This window comes from Nonomuraea sp. NPDC049158 (assembly GCF_040648335.1).
In the GTDB taxonomy this organism is placed as follows: Bacteria; Actinomycetota; Actinomycetes; order Streptosporangiales; family Streptosporangiaceae; genus Nonomuraea.
On record NZ_JBEZDM010000018.1, the window covers coordinates 45624 to 72288 of the forward strand.

At 69.3% G+C, this 26665-nt stretch carries 18 protein-coding genes and 1 pseudogene; 13 read left to right on the forward strand and 6 right to left on the reverse strand.

Annotation, left to right across the window (positions count from 1 at the left end):
- Positions 1 to 89 precede the first annotated feature (89 nt).
- The gene (locus tag AB0B61_RS32870) at positions 90 to 443 is read left to right on the forward strand and encodes a VOC family protein (RefSeq protein ID WP_358440143.1); all 354 of its coding nucleotides are present in this window, start codon (positions 90 to 92) and stop codon (positions 441 to 443) included.
- A 7-nt stretch (positions 444 to 450) separates the two neighbouring features.
- Here the strand turns inward: AB0B61_RS32870 and AB0B61_RS32875 are convergent, their stop codons facing one another.
- Together AB0B61_RS32875 and AB0B61_RS32880 are read right to left on the reverse strand one after the other, a co-directional pair.
- A complete protein-coding gene (locus AB0B61_RS32875) occupies positions 451 to 765 on the reverse strand; it encodes a hypothetical protein (RefSeq protein WP_358440146.1) in 315 nt (104 codons plus the stop codon).
- A gap of 42 nt (positions 766 to 807) precedes the next feature.
- Positions 808 to 10383: a LamG-like jellyroll fold domain-containing protein gene (locus AB0B61_RS32880; RefSeq protein WP_358440148.1), complete on the reverse strand. Its 9576-nt coding sequence runs from the start codon at positions 10381 to 10383 to the stop codon at positions 808 to 810.
- Positions 10384 to 10574: 191 nt separating this feature from the next.
- Here AB0B61_RS32880 and AB0B61_RS32885 point away from each other — a divergent pair, with 191 nt between their 5' ends.
- The 4 genes from AB0B61_RS32885 (at position 10575) to AB0B61_RS32900 (ending at position 16223) form a co-directional block, all read left to right on the forward strand.
- Complete coding sequence (locus tag AB0B61_RS32885; RefSeq protein ID WP_358440151.1) at positions 10575 to 13460, forward strand: LuxR family transcriptional regulator; 2886 nt, start codon at positions 10575 to 10577, stop codon at positions 13458 to 13460.
- Positions 13461 to 13649: 189 nt separating this feature from the next.
- Positions 13650 to 14360 (forward strand): hypothetical protein, encoded by a 711-nt coding sequence (locus AB0B61_RS32890; protein WP_358440154.1) that lies wholly within the window; start codon positions 13650 to 13652, stop codon positions 14358 to 14360.
- 186 nt (positions 14361 to 14546) lie between these two features.
- Entirely contained in the window at positions 14547 to 15311 is a 765-nt protein-coding gene (locus AB0B61_RS32895; protein WP_358440156.1) for a peptidylprolyl isomerase, read from the forward strand.
- Positions 15312 to 15431: 120 nt separating this feature from the next.
- Entirely contained in the window at positions 15432 to 16223 is a 792-nt protein-coding gene (locus AB0B61_RS32900) for an SAM-dependent methyltransferase (RefSeq protein WP_358440513.1), read from the forward strand.
- A 12-nt stretch (positions 16224 to 16235) separates the two neighbouring features.
- Here AB0B61_RS32900 and AB0B61_RS32905 read toward each other — a convergent pair whose 3' ends face one another.
- The 4 genes from AB0B61_RS32905 to AB0B61_RS32920 form a co-directional block, all read right to left on the reverse strand.
- A complete protein-coding gene (locus AB0B61_RS32905; RefSeq protein ID WP_358440158.1) occupies positions 16236 to 17711 on the reverse strand; it encodes a serine/threonine-protein kinase in 1476 nt (491 codons plus the stop codon).
- A 94-nt stretch (positions 17712 to 17805) separates the two neighbouring features.
- A complete protein-coding gene (locus AB0B61_RS32910; protein ID WP_358440160.1) occupies positions 17806 to 18126 on the reverse strand; it encodes a plasmid stabilization protein in 321 nt (106 codons plus the stop codon).
- A gap of 68 nt (positions 18127 to 18194) precedes the next feature.
- Complete coding sequence (locus AB0B61_RS32915; protein WP_358440162.1) at positions 18195 to 18800, reverse strand: flavin reductase family protein; 606 nt, start codon at positions 18798 to 18800, stop codon at positions 18195 to 18197.
- 63 nt (positions 18801 to 18863) lie between these two features.
- Complete coding sequence (locus AB0B61_RS32920) at positions 18864 to 19034, reverse strand: hypothetical protein (RefSeq protein WP_358440165.1); 171 nt, start codon at positions 19032 to 19034, stop codon at positions 18864 to 18866.
- Positions 19035 to 19360: 326 nt separating this feature from the next.
- Here AB0B61_RS32920 and AB0B61_RS32925 point away from each other — a divergent pair, with 326 nt between their 5' ends.
- The 8 genes and pseudogenes from AB0B61_RS32925 to AB0B61_RS32960 all read left to right on the forward strand — a co-directional run bounded on the left by AB0B61_RS32925 (position 19361) and on the right by AB0B61_RS32960 (position 26665).
- Positions 19361 to 20005, forward strand: a complete 645-nt coding sequence (locus AB0B61_RS32925; RefSeq protein WP_358440168.1) for a hypothetical protein — start codon at positions 19361 to 19363, stop codon at positions 20003 to 20005.
- A 103-nt stretch (positions 20006 to 20108) separates the two neighbouring features.
- Positions 20109 to 20702: a PadR family transcriptional regulator gene (locus AB0B61_RS32930; protein WP_358440170.1), complete on the forward strand. Its 594-nt coding sequence runs from the start codon at positions 20109 to 20111 to the stop codon at positions 20700 to 20702.
- Between the two features lie 102 nt (positions 20703 to 20804).
- On the forward strand, positions 20805 to 21758 hold the full coding sequence (locus tag AB0B61_RS32935) for an ATP-binding cassette domain-containing protein (RefSeq protein ID WP_326631457.1): 954 nt from the start codon (positions 20805 to 20807) through the stop codon (positions 21756 to 21758).
- Positions 21755 to 22600: an ABC transporter permease gene (locus tag AB0B61_RS32940; protein WP_358440174.1), complete on the forward strand. Its 846-nt coding sequence runs from the start codon at positions 21755 to 21757 to the stop codon at positions 22598 to 22600. Before AB0B61_RS32935 ends, AB0B61_RS32940 begins: the two co-directional genes overlap by 4 nt.
- A 103-nt stretch (positions 22601 to 22703) precedes the next feature.
- The gene (locus tag AB0B61_RS32945) at positions 22704 to 23126 is read left to right on the forward strand and encodes a DoxX family protein (RefSeq protein ID WP_106247755.1); all 423 of its coding nucleotides are present in this window, start codon (positions 22704 to 22706) and stop codon (positions 23124 to 23126) included.
- Between the two features lie 27 nt (positions 23127 to 23153).
- Positions 23154 to 23987, forward strand: coding sequence for an alpha/beta fold hydrolase (locus AB0B61_RS32950; RefSeq protein ID WP_358440176.1), 834 nt, complete (start codon positions 23154 to 23156; stop codon positions 23985 to 23987).
- Positions 23988 to 24408: 421 nt separating this feature from the next.
- Positions 24409 to 26084 (forward strand): annotated as a pseudogene (gene istA, locus AB0B61_RS32955) (IS21 family transposase).
- A complete protein-coding gene (locus AB0B61_RS32960; RefSeq protein WP_358440179.1) occupies positions 26081 to 26665 on the forward strand; it encodes an ATP-binding protein in 585 nt (194 codons plus the stop codon). Before istA ends, AB0B61_RS32960 begins: the two are co-directional and overlap by 4 nt.

Sequence of the window (26665 nt, forward strand, 5' to 3'; positions counted from 1 at the left end):
CGGAGTGCCGATCCTTAACAGCCAGAGTTTAGCGACTTTGCCGTCATCCTACACAGAGGTTGACGGGCGGGTCCTGGCAAGATAGCGGCATGGAACGTGTGCTTGGAATCGGCGGATATTTCCTGCGAGCCACCGACCCGGTGGCCCTGGGCGCGTGGTACCGCGATTGCCTGGGCCTGGACGCCGACGAGAACGGCCTGTGGCGTCAGCAGACCGGGGAGACGGTGTTCGCGACTTTCGAGTCCGAGACCGAATACTTCGGCTCCCGCGCCCAGCAGGCGATGCTCAACTTCCGGGTCCGCGACCTGGACGCGATGCTCGCGCAGTTGCGCGCCAAGGGCGCGGACGTGGCCAAGGAGACGCAGGACATGGAGGGTGTCGGCCGGTTCGGCTGGGTGACCGATCCTGAGGGCAATCGGATCGAGCTGTGGCAGCCCAGCTGACAGCGTCTCACGCAGGGAGGATGAGTGCGTAGTTCGGGATGGTGGGTCTCAGCCGCTGATACTCCTCCTCCCCCGAAGCCGCCACGGCGGCTTCGGGGATCTCGACGCGGCTCAGGTAAGGCCCCCGCAGGCAATGGTCGCACCAGAAGTGGGCGTCACCGATGAGCAGGTGGGGGATCCGGAGCCGATACACCAGGCGGAGGCAGGCCCGGCCACAGTTCGGGCAACGCCTGGTGATCGGTCCGGGCAGCTCGTCCCGTGCCTGCTCATAAGCGTGCAGCCAGCTCTCCCAGCGGAGTGCCTCGTCATGAGTGTTCGACACTGGGGCCACCTCGGTGCTCGAGCCGTTTTACCTATGGTCCCTCTACTGGTTACGTGGATGGTTGTCCCACCAGTCGTCCTCGAAGGCGTAGGCCCGGTCTTCCCATGGTCTCGCCTCTTCCAGCGTCTTCGGGAAGACGCCGCCCCCGCGTATGTCCTCCACGTGGAAGCGCTCGTGGGCGAGGGTGCGGGCCAGCAGTTCCTCGCTGCGGAAAGCGGCTCGCCGCAGCAGGACCATCTGGTTGGGGAAGGTCACGCCGGCCAGCCCGTCCTTCACCTTGTCGATCTTGATGGTCAGGTCGTCGATCCGGATGTCCCAGTCCTGGGCCACCCGCTGGACCGTGTCCATGTTCATCGGGAGCCTCTCGCTCCACTTCGGCCTCTCGCTGGGGCGGCGGTTCAGCGTCAGGAAGTCGTTGCCGAAGCCGGCGCCTTCGCTCGCCAGGGCCGCCGCCTCGGAGGAGGAGGAGCAGGCGGCGCCGGCGCCCGTCACGCCACGGCAGGGGGCCAGCTGCACCGTCGGGTCCGGCGGGACGCCCGGGCCAGGATCGACGCGGCAGTCCTGCATCGCGTCCGCGCCGAACACACCCGAGCACTGGCCGACGACGTGCGGAGCTGAGTCGAGGCCGCCGTTGGGCTGCCCGTCGCCGGCCCTGGCCTCGATCGGCGTGAAGGCCACGCCGACCTTGTCCAGGATCTTGTCGATGGCGTTGTCGACCCGGTGGTTGAGTCCCTTGTCGAGCGCGTCGGCGAGCGAGGTGCCCGCCGGACCGGGCAGCCGGTCGTGGTCGATCGGGCCGGGCCTGGCCGCGCGCGTCTTCGCCGCGATGTCGGCCAGCTCCTGGGGCGTGGGCGGCGGAGGCGGCGGCGGATCCGCCTTGGGCGGGCCGTTCGGGCCCTTGCCGGGCGAGGCGCCGGGATCGCCGTCGCCGGGCGTGCCGTCGGGCGTGCCGCGGGTCTTGCCCTTGCCGGGGGAGCCGCCGCCGTCCGGGTACTGGATGTACGGCCCGCTGCCGTCCGGCCAGCCCTTCCACCAGTTGTTATTCCACCACTTCGCCGCGTAGTAGGCCGCGCCGGCGGTGACGCCGGCCGCCGCGAGGCAATAGAGCCAGGCCGGACCGCAGAAGCGTGAGCCGCGCGCGGCCGCGCCGAACTCGCCGCCACCGGTGAGGACGTAGTCGGCCGCGTTCCAGGCCGGCCTGGCGATGTCCCGATAGACGACCTTGATCGCCTGCTTGGCGGTGCCGCACACGAAGGCGGGGCAGCCGAAGTGACCGGTCGGGTCCACCTGGTTGACGGGGTCGCCGTCCGCGTAGGTGAAGCGGTTGCCCTTCGCCGACGGCATGGGATTCACGTCGAGCGTGTCCCGGCTGGGGAACGCGCCGGTTCCGGGGTCGTACCAGCGGGCGGCCATGTTGACCTTGCCGGTGGCCGGGTCGGTCCAGCCGCCCTGGTAGCCCACGTCCCGCTTGGTGCCCGAGTTCGCGACGACCTTTCCGTACGGGTCGTAGGCCGCCGAATCGGTCAGCACACCCGCGCCGGTGAAGGTGGCGGTCAGGTCGCCGTGCCGGTCGGTGTAGGCGTACAGCCCCGCGACGGAGACGAGGTCGCCCGACGGATCCCTGCCGTAGAGCTCGGCACCCGCCGCGGCCGGGGTGTTGCCCAGGCCGGAGTAGCTGAACGTGCGGCCCGCGGTGGACGCGAGCCGGTCCAGCCCGTCATAGGCGTAGCTCGTGGCACCGTCGGTGATCATCCGGTCGAACGCGTCGTAGCTCGTCGCGCTCGCGCTCCCGCCGTTCGGCGTCCTGGACTTCAGGGTGCCGCGCGCCGAGTAGGCGTAGCCGGCCGATCCGTCGGAGACCAGCTGGTTGCGCGCGTCGTAGACGGAGGCGGCCGTGCCCGCCTTGGTGCGGTTGCCCGCGTCGTCGTACTCGTAGGCGACCGAGTTCCACGAGGTCAGCCGGCCCGCCAGGTCGTAGCCGTAGGTGTTGGCGGCGGCGCCCGCCGTACCGGTCGTGGTCTTGGTGGTGAGCCGGTCGGCGTCGTCGTAGCCGTAGGCGATGCCGGCCAGCGCCGCGCCCGCGGTGGTCTTGAGCGTGTCGGAGGTGGGCCGGTGCAGCGCGTCGTAGTCGAAGGAGCGCTTGGCGCCGCCGTAGTCCACGCCCTTGAGCTGGTCCATCGTGTCGTAGGAGTAGATCGAGGTGCCGCCGGTCAGCGGGTCGCGGACCGTGGTGAGGCGGCTGCCCGCGTCGTAGTCGTAGGCGGCCGTGCCCGCCTTGTCGGTGCGGGTCTTCATGCGGCCGTCGGCGTCGTAGGTGAAGGACGCCGTGCCGGACGGCCCCGCCGTGCTGACGAGATGATCGCGATCGTCGTAGCCGAAGGTGTTGCCCCCGGCCGAGGTCAGCCGGCCCACGGTGTCGTAGCCGAAGCTGTGGGCGGTCGTGGCGGTCTCGGCGCCCGCGCCGGTCTCCGCGGTGAGCCGGTTCTGCGTGTCGAAGGTGCGGGCGATGGTGACCCCGCCCGGCTTGGTGATCTGGAAGGGACGAGCGGCCGCGTCGTAGTCGGTGATCGTCTGGCGTTCGGCGGGCGTGGTGTAGGCCGTGGTCGGCGGGACGAACATCGCCACCTGGAGGTTCCACGGGTTGAAGGCGTACGAGGTCGCGTTGCCGTTGCCGTCGGTGAAGCGGGTGCGGTTGCCGACCGCGTCGTAGCCGAAGGTCGTGGAGATGGTGTGCGTCGGCGTGGACTTCTCGTGCTGGCCGGTCAGCCGGTTCAGCGCGTCGTAGTCGTAGGTGGTGACCCCGCCGCCAGGCCTGTTGACGGTGACCGGGTTGCTCCCGTCGTCGTAGCCGACCGTCATCGACCGCAGCTGCTTGCCCGCCGCGTCGAAATCCGCCGTCCCGGTCGCCCGGCCGGCGCCGTCGAACGTGAGCGTGCTGCTGGTGCCGTCCGGGTTGGCGACCTTGGTGGCCCGGCCGGCGTGGTCGCGGGTGTACCAGTGGCCCTGGGTCAGCGGGTTGACGTCGACCACGACCTCGCCCGCCGCGTTGTAGCCGTACTGGCTGCGCGCGCCCGACGGCGTGGTGACGTAGGTCAGGTTCCCCGCGTCGTCGTACTCGTAGGCGGTGGTGTACCCGGCCGAGGCCGGTGTGCGGTCGACGACGGTGCTGGAGACCCGGCGGCCGAGGTCGTCGTACGTCGCCCCGGTCACCCGGCCCGCCTGGTCCCGTGTCCAGAGCCATTCCCCGGCCACGTCGAAGCCCGAGCGCGACTGGTTGCCCGCCGCGTCGGTGGTGGCGACCAGATTGCCCAGCTGGTCGTAGGTGTGGGTGTCGCCGTGACCGAGCGCGTCCTCGACGCGCGTCACGCGGCCCAGCGCGTCGTACGTCGTGGTGGAGCTCGCCGTCACCGTGGCACCGGCGCCGAGCTGCCGGTAGGAGGGCAGGGTGAGGACACGCGGCCGGCTCATGCCGTCGTAGGTGACCGTGGTCCGGTAGCCCTCGGCGTCCTCGCTCGTCACGACGTCGCCGAAGCTGTTGTAGCCGGCCCGCGTCATCGGCCTGACGTTGTACGGCGTGCCGCCCCCGTGCTCGATGGCCACCGTCGGCGCCTTGGTCGTGGTGAGCCGGCCCGCCTCGTCGTAGGTGTAGTCGGTCACCGCGCCACGGGGGTCGGTCATCGTCTTCGGAAGGCCCCGCTGGTCCCTGGTCCAGGACGTGGTGAGCCATTCGTCGCCGTCCCAGACCTTCTGGGACAGGGGCCGGCCCAGCGCGTCGAGGTCGAACGCGGTCCACGTGTAGCCGCTGTCCTGCGCCTGGACCAGGGAGACCACGCCGCCGTCGGCGTCGTAGCCGTACGTGGTCCTGCGCTTGATGCCGGAGGGGTCCAGCAGCGCCTCGGTGACCCGGTTGGCGGCGTCCACGGTGTAGGCGGTGGTGCTCTTGCCGTTGCCGGTGACCCGCTTGATGAGGTTGCCCGCGCTGTCGTAGGTGTTCTGCTGGAGCGGGATGTCCCGGGTGGTTCCGTCGGCGTTGTGGAAGCCCTCGGCCCAGACCGATTCGAGCAGGTTGTCGTCGTAGTAGCGGTAGCGGGTGGTCCGGCCCATGGCGTCGGTGACCGTGGCCAGGCGTCCGGCCGGGTCGTAGGCGCGGGATTCGAGGACCAGTTCCTTGGGGGCGTCGTTGTCCAGCGGGTTGCCCACCCAGTTGGCCAGGCTCGTGGTCAGCGGCAGACCGGTCGGCCCGTAGGTGTGCCGGAAGTCGGCGCCGGTCGCGTCCACGGTGCTGGTGAGGTTGCCGTAGACGTCATAGCCGTAGGTCGTGGTGTTGCCCGCGGAGTCCTTGACGGACGAGACGCGGGCGGCCGCGTCGTAGGTGTAGTCCGTGGTGCGGGTGACGTCCTTGCCGGTGGGGTCCGTCCGCTCGGCCTTGGTGACGTTGCCGTCGACGTCGTAGGTGTAGATGACCCACGGGAGATGCTTGACGCCGTTGATCACGTCCGTGGTCGCGGGGCCGACGGTGGCGGTGAGGTGGTTGAGCGCGTCGTAGCCCATGGAGGTGCTGACGCCGTTCGGGAAGGTGTCGGAGACCTTCGTCTCGGAGATGGGGCGGCCGACGCTGTCGTAGTCGTACTTCGTGGTGAGCCCCGCGGCGTCCACCACCTGGGCGAGATCGCCGTTCTGACGGTAGCCGTAGCGGGTGGTCTTGCCGCCGGGGGTGGTCGTGGAGGCGAGCAGGCCGTCCGGGACGGTGCCGCCGTCGGTGGCGGCCTCGTCGCCATCGGTGTAGGCGTACGTGGTGGTGCCGCCGTTGGTGGATCCGGCCGCGGGAGGCGTGGTGACGCTGAGCAGGTCGCCCGAGATGTCGTAGGTGTAGCTGGTGCGGTGCGCCGCGTCGTTCCCGGCGCTGGCCCGGGCGTCGTACGCGCCGGTGAGCTTGTCGTTGCGGGGGTTCAGCGGGTCGCCGGCGTCCAGGTAATAGGTGAAGTAGGAGGTCTGGCAGGAGCGCGGGCCGCGGCAGGTCACCTTCATGACCGGGTTGCCGCGGTCGTCGTTGTACAGCTGCGTGGTGTGCCCGTCCGGGTCGCTCACCGTGGCCAGGTTGCCGTTGAGGTCGTAGCCGTAGCGCGTGGTGCCGCCCGAGGCGTCGTACAGCGAGGTCGGCCGGCCGCCGTTCTGAGGGTCATAGCTGTAGACCATCGCCTTGCCGCGCGGGTCGGCGGCGAGCACGGTGGTGGCCGGGATGCCGAACGTCGCGACGTCCTTGTAGTGCGCCTGGATCGCGTCGGTGTGCAGGCTGTTCCAGTAGATCGCCACCTCGTCGATGGTGCCGTTGAAGTGGCCCAGGGTGTCCGAGGGCTTGGCGGGCCAGTTGCCCGCGATGAAACCGGCGCCGACGTAGACATGGTTCTGCGCGATCGTGGACACCGGGCCCTTGGACCTGGTCCCGACCACGGCACCGTCCAGCCAGAGCCACTGGGTGCTGTCGGAGGCCGTCAGGACGGCGTGGTGCCAGCTCGAGTCGGTCACGCTCGCGCTCGTGGTGATGGGCGCGACCGCGGCGCCGTCCCAGAACTGGCCGCGCAGCTTGCCGTCCGTCCCGACGTACAGCGCGGGCGTGTAGTTCGCCTGTGGCCCGGCCGGGTCGGTGATGGCCTGGGCCTGGTAGGCGAGCAGGACGCCGGGCTTGGCGGTCTTGAACCACAGCTCCGCCGACAGGTCGCCGCCGCCCTTGATCTCGCCCTCGGGCAGCTCCAGGTAGGAGCTGGAGCCGTTGAACCCGGCGGCCGTGTCGCCGCCGGTGGCCAGGACGATGGGTGCGCTCTGGTTCAGGGTGACGTTGTGGTAGGTCGCGCCGGTGTCGCGCCCGTCGCCGTAGGCCGCGCTGGCCGCCTGGGTGCCGGAGAACTCGGCGAGGCGGTAGTACTCGCGCGGCCGGCCGCTCAGGACCGCGTTCGGGTAGTACTCCGTGCTGGCCTGCGTCTGGGCGGGGTAGACCCGCCACTGCCCGCCGTTGGCGTCGGTCATCGAGGCGACGCGGTCGTTCTGGGTGTCGTAGGCGAGGGTGGCCTGCAGCTTGCCCGACGGCAGCTTGACCGTCTCCAGCGCGCCCGTGTACTGCCCGGCCGCGTACTGGGCGGCGACCGACGTGGGGCCGAGCGGGTGGGTGTAGAAGGCGGGGTCGTCGATCTGGCCGGTGAAGTGGCCGCGCGTGTCCGTGGGCGCGGCCGGGCACCAGCCCGAGGTGTTCACGTAGCCCGCCCCGATGCTGGCGTTCGGCAGATGGGTCGCCTTGACCTGGTTGAAGCGGCTGCCCACGATCGCCCCGTCCAGGTACATGCCCTGCCAGGTGCCGCTCGCGGTCAGCACCACATGGTGCCAGGCCCCGTCGCTCACCGCCGCCGTCGACGTCATCGAACCGCAGCTGCCGTCGTCGGCCATCTGGCCGTGCAGCTTCCCGTCGGTCCCGACGTAGAGCATCGGCAGGAAGCCCCACGGGAGCGGGCCCCGGGAGTCCTCCAGCGTGTTCATCTGCGCGCCGTACAGCACGCCGGCCTTGGTGGTCTTGAACCACATCCCGACCGCCGCGTAGGTGGTGTCGTCGGTGACGCTGTACGGCATGCGCACGTAGGAGCTCGTGCCGTTGAACGTCGCCGAGCCGTCCGTGGTCCCGGCCGGGGCGCCCGCCGCGCCGTAGGTCAGGTTGACCGCCTGCGCGTCGTCCTGGCCGACGAACATCTGGGTCTCGTTGGTCGTGCTCTGGTGGAGCCGGTAGTACATCGCGGGGGCGGCGTCCACGACGGCCGTGCGGTGGTGGGACACCATTTTGTAGGTGTACTTCGTGCAGGCCGTCGTCGTGCCCGGCGGGCAGACCTGGGCGAGCAGGCCGTAACCGTAGCCGTACGTCCACGCGGGCGCTCCCTGGGCGGGGTCGGTGGCGACCGAGGTCACCACCCCGCTGTTCCAGGTGAAGTAGAGGCCGCGGCCGCTGACCTTGTTCACGACCTTGGCGAGGGTGCCGTCGCCGTTGTAGGTGAGGAACTCGCCGTGCTGGTCGTCGTCGTAGATCCCGGTCAACCGGCCTTTCGCGTCGAACACGTACGCGCCGCCGGACTTGTCACGCAGGAACCACGCCGTGTCGGCCTTCACCAAGCTCACCGACCGGCCCTCGGGCGGCGCGAACGTGCCGTCGGAGTTGCGGCCGAAGCGCGCCTGTCGCCCGTCCGGGTAGGTGACCACGACGTTGCCCGTCAGGTCGCTGTCGGTGACGATCTTCATGTCGTAGGCGGTGGTCCAGCCCACGCCGAACAGCCCCGAGCGGGAGTTCAGGCTGCTGTACGAGCGGGTGATCGCCAGTGCGGGACCGGCGGTGGTGAGGCTCGCGTCCGTGGTGGTGGCCGCGTACTGACCGGTCAGCGGGTCGATGCCCTTGACGGCGGCCGTGCCCGCGCTGTCGGAGACGTGTGAGGAGACCAGGGGCTGCGGTACGACCGTGCGGAAGGTGCTCCATCCGGAGGCCGGGCTGGAGGTCTTGCCGTCGGTGACCAGGGCCTGCCACATGTACTGCTCGCCCCATTTGAGCTTGCCCTGCGGCACCGTCCAGTTCGCGCTCTGTTCACCGGTGTTGGAGTCGCCCGTGACCAGGCCGGTCGCCGGGCACGTGCTGGGGGCGGAGACCAGGCAGATGTTGAAGATGAAGTTCAGCTCTCCGCCTGGCCACTCGTCCTGGTCATGGCCGGTGACCGTGAACTCCGGCATCAGCGTGGACTCCACGTAGCCAGTGCCCGGCCACATCGAGTCGATCTGGGGCGGCACGTTGACCACGGACAGGCTCACGCACCAGACGGGTACGCCCCAGTCGGAGAAGAACTGCCCGTTGGCCACCATGTCCCAGCAGACCTGGTACGAGCCCGGGTTGAGCGGGTCGATCGTGGCGCTCACCTTCGCCGAGCCGTTGTTGCCGATCGTGGCGGGCAGAGTGGCGGCGGCGGTGGAGCTGCCCACGAAGCTGCCGCCGAGGGTGTACACCTTGTAGCCCAGCTTCACCGAGCCGGGGGACCAGGAGTTCATCCCGTTGTTGATCACCGTGACGGGCAGCCTGCCGAAGCTGCTGGCCGTCACCGGCGGGTCGATCGTGGCACCGGAGTCGATCGCGTACAGCGCTCGCCACGGGCTGTAGTCCACCTGCAAGTACGGCGGGTTGGCCGAGTTGGCGCTGGCGAACTCCTTGAAGCTGTCGGCGGTCAGCGCCAGGCCGTTGTTGCCCGCGCCGTTGGACCAGTCCGACAGGGCGGACAGGCCCGCGCTGTTGATCCCGATCCACGCCCAGCCGGCGCCGCCGCAGGTGACGCCGCCGCTGAAGCTGGCCGACCCCCAGGTGCCGCCGAGACTCACGCCGGGATAGGAGGAGATCGTGCCGACGTTCCAGCTGCTGGTGATCTGCTTCACCGTGACGGGGTTGGCCGCGCAGGAGTTCGACAGGGTGTTGTAGAGGAAGAGCGCGGCGCCGGTCACATAGGCGTGGGGGATCTGCGAGGCGAGGTTGAAGTTGATGTAGGCGTTGTTGCGCTTGGTGCCGTCCTGGGAGCCGACCAGGAGCTGGTCGCTGCCGGAGTGATTGGCGCCGGAGTGGTTGTCGACGTAGGTGTCGGAGGAGGCGCCGCTGGTGGTGCGTACGTAGGAGGAGGGGTCGATGACCACCGGGAACGCGCGGTCCTTGGCGTGCAGCCACTTCTGGTCGGCGCTGACCCGCAGGACGTCGCCGACGAGGGTGTAGTGGACCGCGTCGGAGCGGGCGCCCTTGGCGTCGCTCATGAATCCGGCGGGGACGGTGACGCGGACGGCGCCCTGCTCGTCGACGAACTCCACGCCCTGCGGCGCGCTTCGCGGCGTCAGGCCCTTGGCCTGGAAGGGGAAGTCCCAGGGGCCCGTCGCGGCCTGGCGCGAGGTCAGGACGAGCGACTCCTTGATCCCGTTCCAGGCGGCCTCGACCTGGAGGTCCGTCCCCGGCAGCACCTCACCGTACTTCGCGATATTTCCCGAAATATTGGCTTTGGTGCTCTTTGCCCCTTGGAGGGCGAAGGACAGGCTGTGCTCGTTGTCCAAGGTGAGCGACTGGAGCCTGGGGTCGGCGGCGTCGTCGGCCACCTCGGCTCCGACGTCGTTGGCCCTTGGCCGCCAGCGTCCGTCGGCGCCGGTCAGGTTGAGGTCGATGTCGGCCCACTCCCCGGTGGCCGTCCGATACCTCACGGGCCTGGAGTACGTACGCACGGTGTAGGTCTGATCGGGGTTCTGGAAGACCTTCGACGTCGCGTCGCCCAGCTTGGGCGCCACCCGGCTCTGCTTGGCGTCGAACCCGTGCACTTCCCCATTGCCCGGCTTGCCGGTCGCCTTGCCCACCCGCTGCGTTGTGTTCGACAGCTGGGAGACCAGCTTGGGCGGCTGCTGGGCCTCCCGGGGCACGACCCCCTTGGGCAGCTTGGCGGCCTTCTTCTCCGGCAGCTCGGTCCGCGCCCGGGTCGCCTCCGCCGCCACCTGGTGCGCGCGGTTCGCCGCCGAGCCCAGACGCTGCTCGGGGAGCGTCGGCTCCTTGGAAGCCGCGTGGGCTCCCTGACCTGCCATGCTGATGACAAGGGTGGTCACTGTCAGTGCCGAGCAAAGACGAGTGGCCCAACGATTCCTCATGCCGACCTCCGGCGGCGACCGTAGCCGCCGGCTATCCGTCCCACATCTGTACGGATGACCTGGTTCGAGGGTGTCGGAATGTTCCCGGTTAGGTATGAGATCAACTCCGAGTCCGGTACTCTCGCCTGGTGCTGCACGGGCGCATCGCGGAGCAGAGCGGAATCACGCGACTTCTCGCTGGTGAGAGCGGCGCCCTGATGGTGCGCGGGGAAGCCGGGGCGGGCAAGAGCGCGTTGCTCGCCTTCGCGGCCGAGCTCGCGAGTGATCAAATCGTGCTGCGCGCCTCCGGCACACCGGAGGAGTCGCACCTCCCGTACGGCGGCCTGCACATGCTGCTGGCGACCACCCGCCCGCGCTGGAAACACCTGCCCGCCCAGCAGCGCGACGTCCTCGACCGCCTGGGCGAGCCGCTGTCGGGCGGCTCGCCCTACCTGCCTGTCTGGGACCTCCTGCGCCACCTCGCGGGCAAGCAGCCGGTGCTCTGCCTGATCGACGACGCGCACTGGCTGGACCGGGAGAGCCTGGCGGTGCTGTCCTTCTGCGTCCGCCGCCTCGCCGCCGCGCGCGTGGTGATCCTGGTGGCCGCCGAGGGCGAGGTGCCCGCTCTCCAGGGAATCGACGAGCTGGACCTGCCCGGTGTCGACCGGCAGGCGGCGATGGACATCGTCGCCGAATGCCGGCCGGGCATCGTCCCGCAGGTACGCGAGCGGATCGTCGAGGACGCTCGCGGCAATCCGCTGGCCCTGCGCGAGCTGGCCGCGGGGATCAGCCCCGCGCAGGTCGAGGGCAGGCTGTCGCCGCTGGGACTGCACACCGGCTGGCCCGGGCGGTCACGGCGGGCCGATCAGCTGTACGGCGCGAGCTTACGGGCCCTGCCTGAGCGCACTCGCTTCCTCCTCCTGCTGGCCGCCACCGACCCCGCGGCCTCGCTGCCCGAACTACTCGCCGCCACCGGAGCGACCCCGGCTGATCTGGAGCCCGCCGAGACCGCCGGGCTGGTGGAGGTGCGGCCGGACAAGCTCACCCCGCGCCACCTGCTGATCCTGGTCGCCGCATATCAGCCCGCGCCCGTCGCGGCCCGCATCGCCGCGCACCGGGCTCTGGCCGAAGCATCGCCCGAGCGGCGAATCTGGCATCTCGCCGCCGCGGCGCTGGGGCCGGATGAGGAGATCGCGCGTGAGCTGGCGGCCGTCGGGACGTCGTCGGCGCTGGAGCGGGCGGCCGAGCTGACCAGCGATCCCGAGCCGCGCGCCCGGCGCTACGCCGCCGCCGCGCTCGCCGCGTGCGACGCCGGTCAGCTGCGCCGCGCGGCGGACCTGGCGACGTGCGCGACCACGCTGAGCGCCGAACCCTCGACGCTGGCCTCGGCCGCCCGCGTGCTGGCCACCGTGGAGTCCGAGATCGGCTCGCCGACCAAGGCCGCGCGGATGCTGCTGGATTCGGCGGCCAGGATCGGCGACGACGACCACGCCATGGCCATCGTCATGATCGCCGACGCGATCCGCCTGTTCGGCTACAGCGGCGACGAGGGGCTCGCGGCCGAGATCGCCGCCGCCGTCTGGTCGGCGCCGTCGGCTTCGCGAGCTTCTTCACCAGATCCTTCGCGAGTCTCTTCACCAGCGTCCTCGCAGGCTTCGTCACCAGCTCCTCCGCAAGCTTCGTCACCAGCGTCCTCGCAAGCCTCTTCACCGGCCTCTTCACCGGCCTCTTCGCAGGTCGTGCGGTCAGGAGCCCAGCCCACCTGGTCCGCTCCGCTGGCCCGGTCGCTGCCCACGCTGGCGAAGATCATGGCCGGTGACCCGTTCAGCGGCTTCGCCGCCATCGGCGAGCTGGTCGAGCACACGCCCGCCCTGGCGACCCAGCAAGCCATCACCGCCACCTCTTTGAGCCTGATGGCCGCCGACGCCGGCTCGGCGCTGCGCCTGACCTCCACCTTGGTGACCGACTGTCGCCATCAGGACCTGATGGGACTCCTGCCGTACGCCCTGCAACTCCACGCCCAAGCCCTCCTGCTGAGCGGCCGCGGCGCCGAAGCGCTCCGGCTGGCCACCGAGGGGCTGAAGCTCGCCGGCGACCTCGGCCAGACCCACCGAGTCGGGCACCTGAGCGGCCTGGTCGCGCTGATCGCCGCGTTGAACGGCGATGAGAAGCGCTGCCGGGCCTACGCCGAATCGAGCCTGGACTACTGCGCCGACCACGACGCGCCGGCCAGCGCGGCGCTGGCCACCTGGGCGCTCGGCCTGCTGGAGCTCGGGCTGGGCCGGGCGGGCGTCGCCGCGGCGTACCTCGAGCGCGTGGTCTCGGGCCCCGCGCACCACCCGGTGATCGCGGTCTACTGCGCGGCCGACCTGGTGGACGCGGCCGTTCAGGCCGACCTGCCCGGCGCCACCGTCGAGCCGCTCGCCCTGCTGGAGCGGTGGGCGGGGGACACGCGCCAGCGCTGGGTGGGCGCGGTGGCGCTGCGGTGCCGGGCGCTGGCCGCGCCGGACGGCGAGGCGGAGCCGCTCTTCCTCGGCGCGCTCGACCTGCACGGCCCGTCCCTGACCACCTTCCAGCGGGCCAGGACCGAGCTCGCCTACGGGCAGTGGCTGCGCCGTATCCGGCGCAGGTCCGAAGCCCGCTCTCACCTGCGGGCCGCGCGTGCCGCGTTCGAGCAGCTGGGCGCGGCCCCCTGGGCGGAGCGCGCCGCGGCCGAGCTGAGCGCGTCGGGGGAGGCCAGCCCCGCGGAGCCGCTGCCGGAAGCACTGCGCGGGCTGACGCCGCAGGAACGGCACGTGGTGTTCCTGGCCGCGCGGGGGTCGTCCAACCGGGAGATCGCCACCCAGCTCTTCCTCAGCCCGCGGACCGTCGGGTTCCACCTCTACCGCGCCTTTCCCAAGCTGGGCATCACCTCCCGGACCGAGCTGGCGGAACTGCTGCGGCAGGCCGGCCACGAGACGATCACGCCGGCCGCCGGAACGGTCGCGCCGATGACCGGCCGCCCACGTCCGGAAATGACCGCGACGCCGATGTGATCACCGGTCGCGTCCGCAGGTCCTGCGACGCCGATGTGATCACCGGTCGCGTCCGCAGGTCCCGCGATGCCCGTGTGATCATCAGCCGCGTCCACAGGGCCCGCATCGTCCGGATAACGATTGTCGGCCAAACCGATCGTGATCCCGGGTTGTGATCCGCCTCCGGCATGATCACATCTCATGAAAAAGATGATCACATTAGTGGCGGCCTGTGGCGCGCTGATGGTGGCCGCCGTGCCCGCGCAGGCGGCCCCCAAGGACCCCGTCAGCGCGCTGAAGGCAACGCTGGTGGCCGGGCACGGCGTACGGTTCACCGACACCGTCACCTGGTCGGACGGCACCGACGAGGAGGGGGCCCGGGACAGCAAGGGCGTCTTCCAGTTCGGCAAGAAGGGCATCGCCGCCTTCGACATCTCGATGACCTCCGGCGACGAGAAGGAGCGGGTCATCTCCATCGGCAAGACCGGTTACTACTCGGGCGGGGACGTCGCCAGGGTGCTCCCTGACGGTAAGACCTGGTACAAGGGCCCGGGCGGCGCCATTCCCGATTCCTGGGCGCAGTTCCTCAACCCGGCCGAGCCCAAGACCCTGGCCGCGTTGATCAAGAATGGGAAGTCGAAGGGCAACTCCATCACCGGCTCGATCACGGTGAAGGAGCTCAAGGCGGTCTCGGCCTGGATCGCCGCCGCGGGGATCGACAAGCAGCACGAAGGCATCAAGATCTCCTACACGCTCACCCTGGCCTCGACAGGCCTGGTGAGCGGGGCGCGGAGCTCGTACACGGTGACTGAGGACGGGGACAGCAACATGGTCACCGTCGACAGCCGCTACACCGGGTGGGGCAGCAAGGTGTCGATCAAGGCGCCGGATCCCAGCACGGTGACCACCAAGACCCGCTGACCTTCTTCTTCCGCCGCGGATGCCCGCCCGGCCGGGCATCCGCTCCGCGTCGTGTCCCGCCCGAGATGCCTTCTCCGGCGCGGCGAGGCCAGGCCCGGTGCGACCATCATGCCCTCCAAGGTGAGAATCCCTTGACTGCGCTGGTCAGATCGATTAGACCTCAGGAAACCCAGCGATCATCACGCAGTGGAGGACAGGATGCCCGGCAGAGCATTGGTACGAGTCGCGGCCCGCGCCGCGTTATCCGCGGTCACGACCGGCTCGCTGATCGCGATCGCCGCGCTGCCGGCCTCGGCGGCGACCTTGGACAGGCCGCCGCGAACGACCAAGGGGCCGTGCCAGTACACCGAGACTCCCGATGACCCGGCCGTGCGGGACGTACCGCTGCCGCCGGACCCGCGCCGCACGCCCACGCGTCCGGTCTCCGCGGTGCTCCGGACCAACCACGGCGACATCGGGCTCGCCCTCGACCCGGCCAAGGCGCCGTGCACGGTGCAGAGCTTCGTGCACCTGATCCAGCACCGGTTCTACGACGCCACGTCGTGCCACCGGCTCACCGCGTACGACCGGCTGAAGGTGTTGCAGTGCGGCGACCCCAGTTTCACCGGTGAGGGCGGGCCGGGCTACAAGTACAAGGACGAGCTGCCCACGGATCTGCCGCCGTGGCCGGGCGATTCGACCGGGGTGCGCAAGACGTACGCGCGCGGGGTGCTGGCCATGGCCAACGCCGGCCCGAACACGAACGGCAGCCAGTTCTTCCTGGTCTACGGTGATTCCGGGCTGGCGCCCAACTACACGATCTTCGGTACGGTGGACGCCGCCGGGCTCGCCGTCCTCGACCGCATCGCCGCCGGTGGCATCCAGCCGGAGCCGGACGGTCCCACGCCTCCGGTGGACGGCAAGCCCGTACTCCCGGCCGACATTCGAGACGCCCGGGTGTGCCGCCGGTAGGCCGTCGTCAATACCGGGCACCTGGCTCGTCCTGATCACATATCCGCAGATTCCCCCTAAGATGCCGTCATAGATGACGAAGGGTGTAGCGTGACCGAGCCTGAGCGGCCTACGGGGAAGATGGATCCGACCGTCCCGACCGTCGCCCGAATGTATGACTATTACCTCGGCGGGAAGGACAACTTCCCGGCTGACCGTGAGGCGGCCGAGCGGGTCCTCGAACTGAGCCGCCAGGGCGGCGCGGACGTACGGGAGATGGCCAGGGCGAACCGTGGTTTCCTGATCCGCGCCGTGGAGACGGTGGCCAGGGCCGGTGTCCGGCAGTTCCTCGACATCGGCACCGGCCTGCCCACTCAGGACAACGTGCATCAGGTCGCGCACCGGATCATCCCCGACGCCAAGGTCGTCTACTCGGACAACGACCCGATCGTGCTGGTCCACGCCCGCGCGCTGCTGGCCGACAACCCCGACACGGTGATCATCGACGGCGACGCGCACGACCCCAAGGGGATCCTGGCCGCCGCCGCCCAGCATCTCGACTTCAGCCGGCCGGTGGCGGTCCTGGCCGTCGCGCTGTTCCACTTCTTCAGTGGCGACGACGAGGTGGCCGGCATCGTCCAGGCGCTGCGCGAGCCGCTGGTGTCGGGGAGCCACCTGATCATCTCCCACGCGTACGTGGAGCGGGGCCAGAGCACCCTCGACCGGCGGATCGAAACCGAGGACGTCTACCGGCGGACGACCTCCGGCGCGCTGCACTGGCGCGACCGCGACATGGTGCGCACCTATTTCGACGGGCTGGAGCTGCTCGAACCCGGCGTCGTGCCGGTGCAGGACTGGCGCAACGACGACCCGTTCATCGTCCCCGGTTTGGAGAAGGGCGGCATCCTGGGCGGCGTCGGCCGGGTCCCTTAACGCGACCGGTACCTAGCGGCGGGCCTTCAGCGCCGCGGCGACGTGCTTGGCCGCCTGGTCGGCGGTCCCATAGCCGGGCCGAGGGCCCACGTAGTTGACGTACGCCAGCAGGTTGGCCAGGCAGAACGACACCTGCGTGTTGTGGAAGCCCGCGGCCACATCCGGGTCGCGGCGGGTGTACGCGGCCGTCCTGTCGCCGACGACCCGCGCCGAGCGCAGCTTGGTGTCGGGGTGGCGCGCGCGCTCGTCCTTCCCGCGGGTGACCATGCCATCGAGGTTGAGCCCGCAACTCTTGACGGTCGGGGTACGGTACGTCGTCACCATCACGCTGGCGTTGCCGGCGCCCTGCCACTGGCACTGCGAGGTGGACAGGACCTGGCGTCGCGCCGTGCCCCCGAGCAGCGTGCGCGCCCGCACGTTGGTCAGGAGCTTGCAGGCGTCGGGCACCCGGCCGAACAGCTTCACGACGCTCTTCGTCGGGGACGGCTTCGCGGACTTCGCGGACTTCGGGGATTTCGGTGACGGATCGGCGTTCGCGTTCGGAGTCGCGGGCGGCAGGTTGAGCCAGATCGCCGTGGCGGCCGTGCCGCACACCGCCAGCGCCAGCGCGCCCGCCACGACGAGGGTACGGCGGCGCTTGACGGGGGGTTCGCGGTGTGCGGGGATCGTGGTGGGGGTGTCGCCTTGGGCGATGTCGTGCAGCCGGTGGGCCGCCTGCTCGGCCGTACACCGGCGCTGGGGATCCTTCTCCAGCAAGGCCGCGAGCAGGGGCGCGAGCGGACCCGCCAACCTGGCGGGGGCGGGATCGCGCAGCAGCACGGCGGCCATGACCGCGGCCGCGTTGGGGCCGGAGAACCCAGGGCTGCCCTCCACCGCCGTGTAGAGCGTGGCGCCGAGTGACCACAAGTCGGCGGCGGGGCCGTCGTCCTCGCCGCGTAATCGTTCTGGGGCGATGTAGCCGGGCGAGCCGGTGAGCAGGCCGGTCTGGGTGAGCGCGGCGTCCCCGGCGACCGTGGCGATGCCGAAGTCGGTCAGCAGTACGCGGCCGTCGTCGGTCAGCAGCACGTTGCCGGGCTTGACGTCACGGTGCAGCACGCCCATCGCGTGCGCGGCACCGAGCGCGTCGAGCACGTGGCGGCCCACCCAGGCGGTCTGGCGCGGCGACAGCGGGCCGTCCGTACGCACGATCTGATCGAGGGAGCGGCCGTGGATCAGCTCCATCACGATCCATGGCCGCCCTCCGTCCATGACCACGTCGTGCACGGTGACGATCGAGGGGTGCGAGCGCAGCCGCGCCGCCGCCCGGGCCTCGCGCAGCGTGCGCTCGGTGAGCTCGGCTCGGGCCGCGTGGTCGAGCTCCGGCGGCAGGCGCACCTCCTTGACGGCGACCTCCTGCCGGAGCAGCTCGTCCACGGCCCGCCAGACCGTGCCCATGCCACCCTGACCGAGCGGTGCCAGGAGCCGGTAGCGGCTTGCGACGATGGTCATCACGCGATTATACGGACGTATATTCTATAATTTCGCCTCTTATGCCACAGGCGACCCCCCGGTCGCGCGGGTCCCGGCCGTCCGTACGACCCGGTCAGCCGAGGGCCTTTTCCAGCTGCGCCTTGCTCATCTTCGAGCGGCCCTTGATGTTGCGGCTCTTGGCTTCGGCGTACAGCTGATCCCTGGTACGGCCACCCGCGCCGGAATGGGAGCGCAGTCCGCCCCGGCGGCTCGACGAGATGTCCTTGGTGGATGTACGGCTCGCGGTCCGGGACTCACCGGCCCTGGCCCGCTCCTTGTTCACGGTACGGGCGGCGATTTCGGTCGCGCGCTTGGTGCTTTCTCCCCGCTTCTTGGCGCTGTCCTTGATGTGCTCGTATTGCCGTTCCCGCTTCGGGCTCGATCCGCGAGGCATGTCTCCTCCTCATGAGAACCGTCAGACCTTACGGCCCCTACCCAGACGAGAACCATGAAACAGCCGCGTCACATCGCCGGTTCTTCGTAAGGTATGCGGCTCAAATGCAGGATCGTGCCCAGCGTCCCCCACTCGTCGCCGCCGAGCTTGGTCAGCGGGCGCAGCCGCTGGGCGTCAGGCCGGCCGTCGACGATGTAGTCCTCGTGCACTGACGCGAGGAACACCCGGCCGAAGACCAGGGTGGAGTTGCCCATGTGCAGGGTCGTGTGCGAACGGCACTCCATGACCACGGGCGAGGCCGCCACCCTGGGCGGCCGGACATGACGGCTGGTTTCGCGTTCGATTCCCGCGAAGTCGAATTCGCTGACGGCCCGCGGGAAATCCGTCGCGGTGGCGTTGATCAGTTGGAGGAGCGGTTCGGCGGAGAAGTTGACGACGAACTCTCCGGTGTCCTCCACGTTGCGCAGGGAATCCTTGCGGCCGATCGAGGTGAACTGCACGATCGGCGGATCGGTGCTGGCGATGCTGAAGAACGAGTGCGGGGCGAGATTCTCGACGGTTCCGTCCGGCGTGACGGTGGAGATCCACGCGATCGGGCGCGGGACGACGACCGAGGTCAGGAACCTGTAGAAAGCCGGCCCGCCCATTTCCGCAGGATCAAAGTCGACGCGCATGACGATCAATATTCGCCGTGCCCGCCCTGTTCGCCATTCGCCACGCGGGCAGCGGACTTGAAGTTAGCTCGCCAGGACTCGCTCCCAGTCCACCGTCTTGGCCCAGTCGGCGTAGCTGTGCCAGCGCACGGCCGGGAACCTGGCGCGTAGCGGCTCGATGTCGATGAAGTCGGTGTTGTTCTCGAAGCTCTCGAACATGGTGGCCACTTCGTCCCCGGCCCACTGCCGCACCATGTCCAGAGGCAGTAAAGGGGTGGGGGCTGTTCCTCTGCCCAACGCCCGCTGGCTCTGGCGGGTGAGCCACGCGGCGCGGGCTTTCGCCCCGCAGCTGTGGTGGCTACAGTGAGGACGGGCCGTCGTCGCTTCGGCCCAAGCCTCCTGCGCGGCCCATGACCGGCAGGGATATGGCAGAGGTGACCGCACCCCGGCGCTGAACTGGGGTGGACTGTGCTCATCAACGCGACGCCCTCCGGGAGTGTGCCCAGGGCGTACGTTTCCGTCGTCAGGCTCTGAGTCCTGCGCGCGGGTCATGGGGTCGTGCGTGTCGAAGGAGCAGAGCGATGGTCAGGAATCACGGCCGCAAGCAGCGCGCCAGCAAGGCTCGGGAACGCACCGGGGGTGGCCATGCCAGCGCCGCCGCCGGGACGCTGCACCAGCATCGCGGCCCCGTTGTGCCGCCGATCGACGCCAGCGCGTTCGGACGGCCGGGGTTGGTGCGCATGGACGCCGTCGGGCAGCTGGTCGGCGCGGTGATGGACGGGTGCCGCGCTTGTCAGGAGGCCCTGGCTGACCGGGTACTGGACGGCGACCGGGTGGCCGCCGCGAGATTGGTCGGGTTGGTGCTGTCGCTGCTGCCCGGACCTCCCGGACAGTTCTCCAGTGATGCGACCGCGGCCGTCTACCAGCTGGCCGCCGATCACAGGGATGACGGTGTGCGCGTACTGGTGGCTCATGTGGAAGACCTGGATCGTGCGGTCCTGGCAGATGTGCTGGAGGACGTGCTCGATTTCGTGCCGGTCCTCATGGACGCCCTGGGAGAGATGCGCACAGGCACCGCACCCGAACCCAGCGATGAACCAGGCGATGAACCAGGCGGAGAACTGGGGGAGGAAGCCACTTCGAGCGTGGCGATGGCTCTGGCGGTCTACCACGTGGCCGCGTGGCTTTGGAGGTCTCCACCAGCACCGTTTGTAGGTCAGTGCTGACACCACCCGGACCAGGAGGGCACCCTAGTATTGGTGGGAGTTGACACCACCCTGGCGGGCGCGCAAGCGGAGCGAGTCCGAGCAGATTGAGCGGAGGGGGCGCATGTCGGCGACGAAGCTCCTGGTGCTCGGTATCGTGCACCTCTCCGGCGGCGCGCATGGATACCAGGTGCGGTCCGAACTGCAGAGCTGGCGTGCGGAGATTTGGGCCAAGATCAAGCCCGGCTCGATTTATCACGCGCTGAAGAAGGCGGCGGCTGATGGCCTCCTCACCGAACAGGCCGAGCCGGGCAACTCCGGGCCGGAGCGCGTTCTGTACCGCGTGACAGCTCGGGGACGTGACGAGATAGTCGAACTGGTCCGCGACGGTCTGCGGCGCACCCATGACCCCACCATGCTCGACGCGTCCATCGCCATGTTGCCCATGCTGACCAGGACAGATGCCATCGCGCACGTTAACGAGCGGGTCGCGCGCCTGGAAGCGGAGCTCGTAGAGCAGGCCAAGTGGCGGGAGAACCCGAACCCCGACATTCCCGAACACGTCCGCGATCAGGCCGAACTGTGGGCGGGACACGCACGCACCGAACTGGAGTGGGCGAAGAGCTTGAGCAAACGACTGTCTGAGGGCGCCTACACCATGGCCGATGATCCGGGTTCGTGGCGAACGGTCCCCGATCCCCTCAATATGCGCTTCTAATCAACCTTGACTAGACCTTCCTCCTTGTGTACTTTGGCCAAGTAATCAAACTTGACTAGCGAGCCCAATCCGTTCGCAACACCGAGAGAAGGACTCGAACCCATGGGAAAGCTCGCGATCGAGACGAGAGGGTTGAAGAAAAGCTTCGGCAAGACCCACGCGGTCGCCGGTGTGGACCTGGCCGTGAGCGCCGGAGGCGTGTACGGCGTGCTCGGTCCGAACGGGGCGGGCAAGACCACCACGATCCGCATGCTGGCCACGCTCCTGCGCCCCGATGCCGGAGAGGCGCAAGTGCTCGGCTACGACGTCGTGCGTGACGCCCGGGCGGTGCAGAGCAGGGTGGGCCTCACCGGGCAGTTCGCGTCGGTCGACGAGGACCTCACCGGGGTGGAGAACCTGTTGCTGCTCGCCAGGTTGCTCGGCTACTCACGCCGCCGAGGCAGGGAGCGGGCGGCCGACCTGCTCGACGCGTTCGGTCTTGCCGAGGCGGCCGACCGGCAGGTGAAGAAGTACTCCGGCGGGATGCGCAGGCGCATCGACATCGCGGCGAGCCTGGTCGTCACCCCCGAACTGATCTTCCTCGACGAGCCCACGACCGGGCTCGACCCGCGCAGCAGGAACCAGGTCTGGGAGATCGTCAGGGGCATGGTCGCCGAGGGCGCCACCGTGTTGCTGACCACGCAGTACCTCGACGAGGCCGACCAGCTGGCCGACCGGATCGCGGTGATCGACCACGGGAAGGTGATCGCCGAGGGCTCGAGTGGCGAGCTCAAGGCATCGGTCGGTGCCGGCTCGCTGCACGTACGGCTACGTGCGCCCGAGCAGCGGGCCGAGGCCGAACGGGTCCTCGCCGGCGTCCTCGAGGTGCCGGCCGAGCCGTCCGCCGACCCGGCCGCGCTGTCCGCGCGGATCTCCGACCCCGAGCGGGTCGCCCGCGCCCTGGCCGAGCTGTCCCGCAGCGGCATCGACGTCACCGAGTTCGCGCTCGGTCAGCCGAGCCTGGACGAGGTGTTCCTCACCCTGACCGGACACGCCGCCGAGGAGGATGCCGCATGAATGCCACGACCGCGGAACAGGCGTCGGCGCCGGTCACCGAGGACGCGCTGCGCAGTGTGCTGTTGGCCGGCGAGCGGCCGTCGCGCCCCGGCCCGGTGCTCACCTCGCTGACGTTCGGCTGGCGCGCTTTGCTGAAGATCAAACACGTGCCCGAGCAGCTCGTCGACGTGACCATGTTCCCGATCATGTTCACGCTGATGTTCACCTACCTGTTCGGTGGCGCGCTCGCCGGGTCGACTCAGGAGTACCTGCAGTTCCTGCTGCCGGGCATCCTGGTGCAGGCGAACGTCATGATCACCATGAACACCGGCATAACGCTGAACACCGACATCCAGAAGGGGGTGTTCGACAGGTTCAGGTCACTTCCGGTGTGGCGACCGTCGCCGCTGGTCGGCGCCCTGCTCGGCGATGTGATGCGCTACTCGATCGGGTCGGCGATCGTGATCACGCTCGGACTGGTCCTAGGGTTCCGGCCGGAGGGTGGCGCCGTCGGCGTGGTGCTGTCGGTCGCGCTGCTGCTGGTGTTCTCGTTCTGCCTGTCGTGGCTGTGGACGATGCTCAGCCTGATCCTGCGCACGCCGAACTCGGTGGCGGGAGTCAGCATGATGGTGATGTTCCCACTGACGTTCGTGAGCAACATCTTCGTGGACCCGAAGACGATGCCCGGGTGGATGCAGGCGGTCGTCGAGGTCAACCCGATCACCCACCTGGCGACCGTGGTACGCGGCCTGATGGACGGCTCGGTGCCCGCCGGGGAAATCGGCTCGGTGCTCGTCTCGTCCGTACTTCTCGTCGCGGTCTTCGGTCCCATCACCATGGTCCTCTACCGCAACAAGAAGTAGATGCCGCTACCGCGAGCACTTGGTCGAAATCAGCTCCGACAACCCGGCCCACTCGGCCAACGCCATCACCGGTACCAGGCCCGGACACGACAAGGAGAGCCGAATGAGCACCATCCCCAAGAACAACTCGGAAACCGTTGCGCACACGCCCGGGCGGGCGAGCAGCATCGGGGTCTGGATTCTGCAAGTCGTGCTGGCGGCGATAATCGCCGGCGGCGGAATCTCGAAGCTCGCCGGCGACCCGGTCATGGTGGACATGTTCGCCGACATCGGGGCTGGCCAGTGGCTCCGGTACCTGGTCGGAGCGCTGGAGGTCGCGGGAGGGGTTGGACTCCTGATCCCGGCTCTGGCGGGCCTGGCCAGTCTCGGGTTGGCGGCATTGCTGACCGGTGCTGTCATCACCGATCAGTTCGTGCTCGAGCAGAGCCCTTGGCTGCCGCTCGCCTGTCTCGTCGTGGCGGCCGTGATCGCAAGGGCGCGGTGGTCGCGCACCGAGGCCGTCGTCGGCACGCTGCTCAGGCGCTGAGACAAACCTCTCGAACGGAGATGTGAGATGAACGAGATGGACTTTCGCGTGACATCAAACGATGGCACCACCATCGCCTACGACCGGAAGGGAAGCGGCCCGGCTGTCGTCCTGGTAGGCGGCGCGCTGGACGACGGAGCCGAGAACGCTCCCTTGGTACCTGCTCTCGCCGAGCACTTCACGGTCTACAACTATGCCCGTCGGGGACGCGGCGCGAGCGGCTTCACCGAGCCCTACGCCGTGGAAAGAGAGATCGAGGACCTGGATGCGTTGATCGCGGAGGCGGGTGGCTCGGCACACCTGTTCGGGGCGTCCTCTGGTGGCGCGCTGGCGCTGGAAGCCGCCGCGGCCGGGCCAGCCATCGACACGATCGCCGTGTGGGAGGTGCCCTACGCGGTCGGGGACGACATACGCCCGCGATTCGAGGAGTACATCGCGGACACCCGACGCGCCTTCGACGCCGGGCGAGACGAGGAGGTTCTCGAACTGTTCATGCGCCTGTCCGGCGCTTCCGACGACAACATCGCGGCCAGGAAAGCGGCAGGCAAGCAGACGTCGCATTGGGCGGATTCGGTCGCCCTCGCGCCCACGCTGGTCCACGACAGCGTCTTCCACAACCGCTACCAATTGCCGACCGATCGACTGGCAACGGTCACCCAACCGGTCCTGGTCACCACCGGAGGACCGATCACGGTCCCCTACATGGCAGGCCTGCCCTCGGACTTCTTCGACCGCGCAGCCGACGAGCTTGCAGACCTACTACCCCACGCTCAACGGGAGACCCTCGACGGGCCGGATCACGTCGTCGACCCACAGACCATCGGCCCACTGTTGCTACGGTTCTTCAGCAGCGAACACTGAGAGGCCCGCGAGGTGGTGCGGGAAGACCGATTAGGCACCGCGCAAGCAGATCTTCGTCGCGCCAGGGACACGGGGCGGACAGGTGGTGCCGAGGTTGATGTCGTCGGCGGCATCACAGGCCTGATCCTGGGCGTGCTCGTCACCAACGTCTTCGTCGCCACGCAAGGCCGGGCCGTCGTACTGACCTGGGCTTCAGTGGGACTCGACCTGGCCTACTCGCGGCTCATCGGCTCCGTCGTCGGTCGTACCCCGCACTCCGGGCCGCCTCAGAACCGCCCACCGAACCCCTGCGCAGCACATGACCAGGCACCTCGGCAGGGCCAGTGATTCCGGGCTGTGGTCGCATGCGGTCACCGTTCCCGGGCGGTGGCCCGGTGCCGAAAGTCGTGCCCACGGCGTGCTCACGTCAGGAGTGCCACCGATGACGCAGCCGCGTTCCCGGGTCGACCTGTACGCGGCGATCCGACGGGATGCCCGATCTGGGATGTCCAACCGCGCGCTGCAGCGCAAGCACGGCGTCGGCTTCCGAACCGTGACAGCGGCGCTGGAATCTGCATGGCCGAAGGAGAGAAAGCAACCGCCCAACGCGGCTCACGGCTTGACGCGTACCGAGTGGTGATCGACGACTGGCTGCGCTCGGACCTCGACGCGCCGCGGAAGCAGCGACACAGGGCGAAGCGGATCTTCGATCGACTGCTTGACGAACATGACGGGGCCGGGGTGGTGTCGTACTGGATGGTCCGCGAGTACGTCGCCACCCGACGCCGTGAGATTCGCGTCGAGGTCGGACGGGAACCTGCCAACGCGTTCATCCCACAAGAGCACCTCCCGGGCCGTGAGGCCGAGGTTGACTTCGGCGACGTCGCCATCCGCCTGTGCGGCGAGCTCGTAACCTGCGCGCTGTTCAGCCTTCGGCTCTCCTGCTCGGGCAAGGCCGTGCACAGGGTCAGTGCCTCGGCTGGGCAGGAAGCCTTCTTCGAGGGTCACGTCCACGCCTTCAACGTGCTCGGCGGGGTGCCGACCGGGAAGATCCGCTACGACAACCTCAAGGCCGCCGTCACGAGCGTGATCGGGTTCTCCCGCCAGCGGGTCGAGGCCGACAGGTGGACCGCCGTCCGTTCCCACTACGGCATCGAAGCCTTCTATTGCCAGCCCGGAATCCAAGGTGCGCACGAGAAGGGTGGCGTCGAGGGGCAGATCGGCTGGTTCCGACGCAACCATCTCGTCCCTATCCCCGAGGTCGACTCCCTAGACGAGCTCAACGCTATGGTCGACGCCTGGGACGAAGCCGACGATGCCCGGCGGATCGGGTCCCGCGCCCGCACGGTCGGGGAACACTTCGCCACCGAACAGCCACTCCTCGCGCCCCTTCCGACCGAGCCGTTCGAGACCGGCCGCTGGTTCACCCCGCGCGTGGACCGGTACGCCCAGGTCACGGTCCGGATGAACAAGTACTCCGTGCCCGCGCGCATGGTCGGCCGTCAAGCCCGGGTGCTCCTGAACGCCAGCGACCTGGTCGTGTTCGACGGCAGGACCGAGATCGCCCGCCACGAACGGCTCATGACCAAGGGCTCGACCCGGGTCGACCTGGACCACTATCTCGAGGTCCTCCTCCGCAAACCGGGCGCGCTACCCGGTGCGAAAGCGCTGGAGCAGGCCAGGGCATCCGGGCGGTTCACGCCCGTTCACGACGCCTGGTGGGCCGCGGCCTGCAAGGCCCACGGTGACGCCGACGGCACCCGTGCCCTCATTGAGGTCCTCATGCTGCACCGGCACCTTCCACACGACCACGTCGTCGCCGGACTCGCGACGGCGCTGCGTGCAGGCGCGCTCACCGCGGACGCTGTCGCGTTGGAAGCGCGCAAGTACAACGACACAGAAGATGGCGGAGCCGACGACACGACAGCGGACCACCAGTCCCTGATGAGCGGCGACAGGGCACGCGGAGAAGGCGAGATCCCTGCCGTGCGATCGCTGACCGAGCGCCGGCTCCGCGCCCACATCCCGGCCGACACTCGGCCGCTGCCGAGCCTGGAGAAGTACGACCAGCTGTTGGCCAGCCGACGTGACACCCCGAGCGAAGGAGCCGCACCGTGACCACCAAGCGCCGTGGAATGATCGAAGAAGCAGCCGACGCCGCGATCGACCAAGCGTGCCGGATGCTGCGAATGCCCACCATCCGCAACTCCTTCACCGACTACGCCGACCGGGCAGGGCGTGAGCAGATGTCTTACCGCGGGTTCCTCGCCGAACTATTGCTTGCCGAGTGCGACGATCGCGCCCGACGCCGGTCCGAACGCCGGATCAAGGCCGCCAAGTTCCCCCGCGAGAAGTCCCTGCGGGCCTTCGACTTCGACGCCAACCCCAACATCGATCCCGCCGTGATCCACACCCTCGCCAAGTGCGAATGGGTCCAGAAGGGACAGCCGCTGTGTCTGATCGGGGACTCCGGCACCGGCAAGTCCCATCTGCTGATCGCACTCGGCACCGAGGCCGCCATGGCCGGCAACCGGGTCAAGTACACCCTGGCGACCCAGCTTGCCAACGAGCTCGTCGAGGCCGCCGACGAGATGACGTTGGCGAAGACCATCGCCCGCTACGGCCGCGTCGACCTGCTGTGCATCGACCTATGCCGACATCGCGACTATGCCGAGTACCGAGCCGTGGGAGCTGGCTGA

Bases quoted from the DNA above. Each gene is read 5' to 3' on its own strand.
- AB0B61_RS32870 (WP_358440143.1), top strand. From the start codon at position 90: ATGGAACGTGTGCTTGGAATCGGCGGATATTTCCTGCGAGCCACCGAC.
- AB0B61_RS32880 (WP_358440148.1), bottom strand. From the start codon at position 10,383: ATGGCAGGTCAGGGAGCCCACGCGGCTTCCAAGGAGCCGACGCTCCCC.
- AB0B61_RS32890 (WP_358440154.1), top strand. From the start codon at position 13,650: ATGATCACATTAGTGGCGGCCTGTGGCGCGCTGATGGTGGCCGCCGTG.
- AB0B61_RS32900 (WP_358440513.1), top strand. From the start codon at position 15,432: ATGGATCCGACCGTCCCGACCGTCGCCCGAATGTATGACTATTACCTC.
- AB0B61_RS32905 (WP_358440158.1), bottom strand. From the start codon at position 17,711: ATGACCATCGTCGCAAGCCGCTACCGGCTCCTGGCACCGCTCGGTCAG.
- AB0B61_RS32910 (WP_358440160.1), bottom strand. From the start codon at position 18,126: ATGCCTCGCGGATCGAGCCCGAAGCGGGAACGGCAATACGAGCACATC.
- AB0B61_RS32915 (WP_358440162.1), bottom strand. From the start codon at position 18,800: ATGCGCGTCGACTTTGATCCTGCGGAAATGGGCGGGCCGGCTTTCTAC.
- AB0B61_RS32920 (WP_358440165.1), bottom strand. From the start codon at position 19,034: ATGGTGCGGCAGTGGGCCGGGGACGAAGTGGCCACCATGTTCGAGAGC.
- AB0B61_RS32925 (WP_358440168.1), top strand. From the start codon at position 19,361: ATGGTCAGGAATCACGGCCGCAAGCAGCGCGCCAGCAAGGCTCGGGAA.
- AB0B61_RS32930 (WP_358440170.1), top strand. From the start codon at position 20,109: ATGTCGGCGACGAAGCTCCTGGTGCTCGGTATCGTGCACCTCTCCGGC.
- AB0B61_RS32935 (WP_326631457.1), top strand. From the start codon at position 20,805: ATGGGAAAGCTCGCGATCGAGACGAGAGGGTTGAAGAAAAGCTTCGGC.
- AB0B61_RS32940 (WP_358440174.1), top strand. From the start codon at position 21,755: ATGAATGCCACGACCGCGGAACAGGCGTCGGCGCCGGTCACCGAGGAC.
- AB0B61_RS32945 (WP_106247755.1), top strand. From the start codon at position 22,704: ATGAGCACCATCCCCAAGAACAACTCGGAAACCGTTGCGCACACGCCC.
- AB0B61_RS32950 (WP_358440176.1), top strand. From the start codon at position 23,154: ATGAACGAGATGGACTTTCGCGTGACATCAAACGATGGCACCACCATC.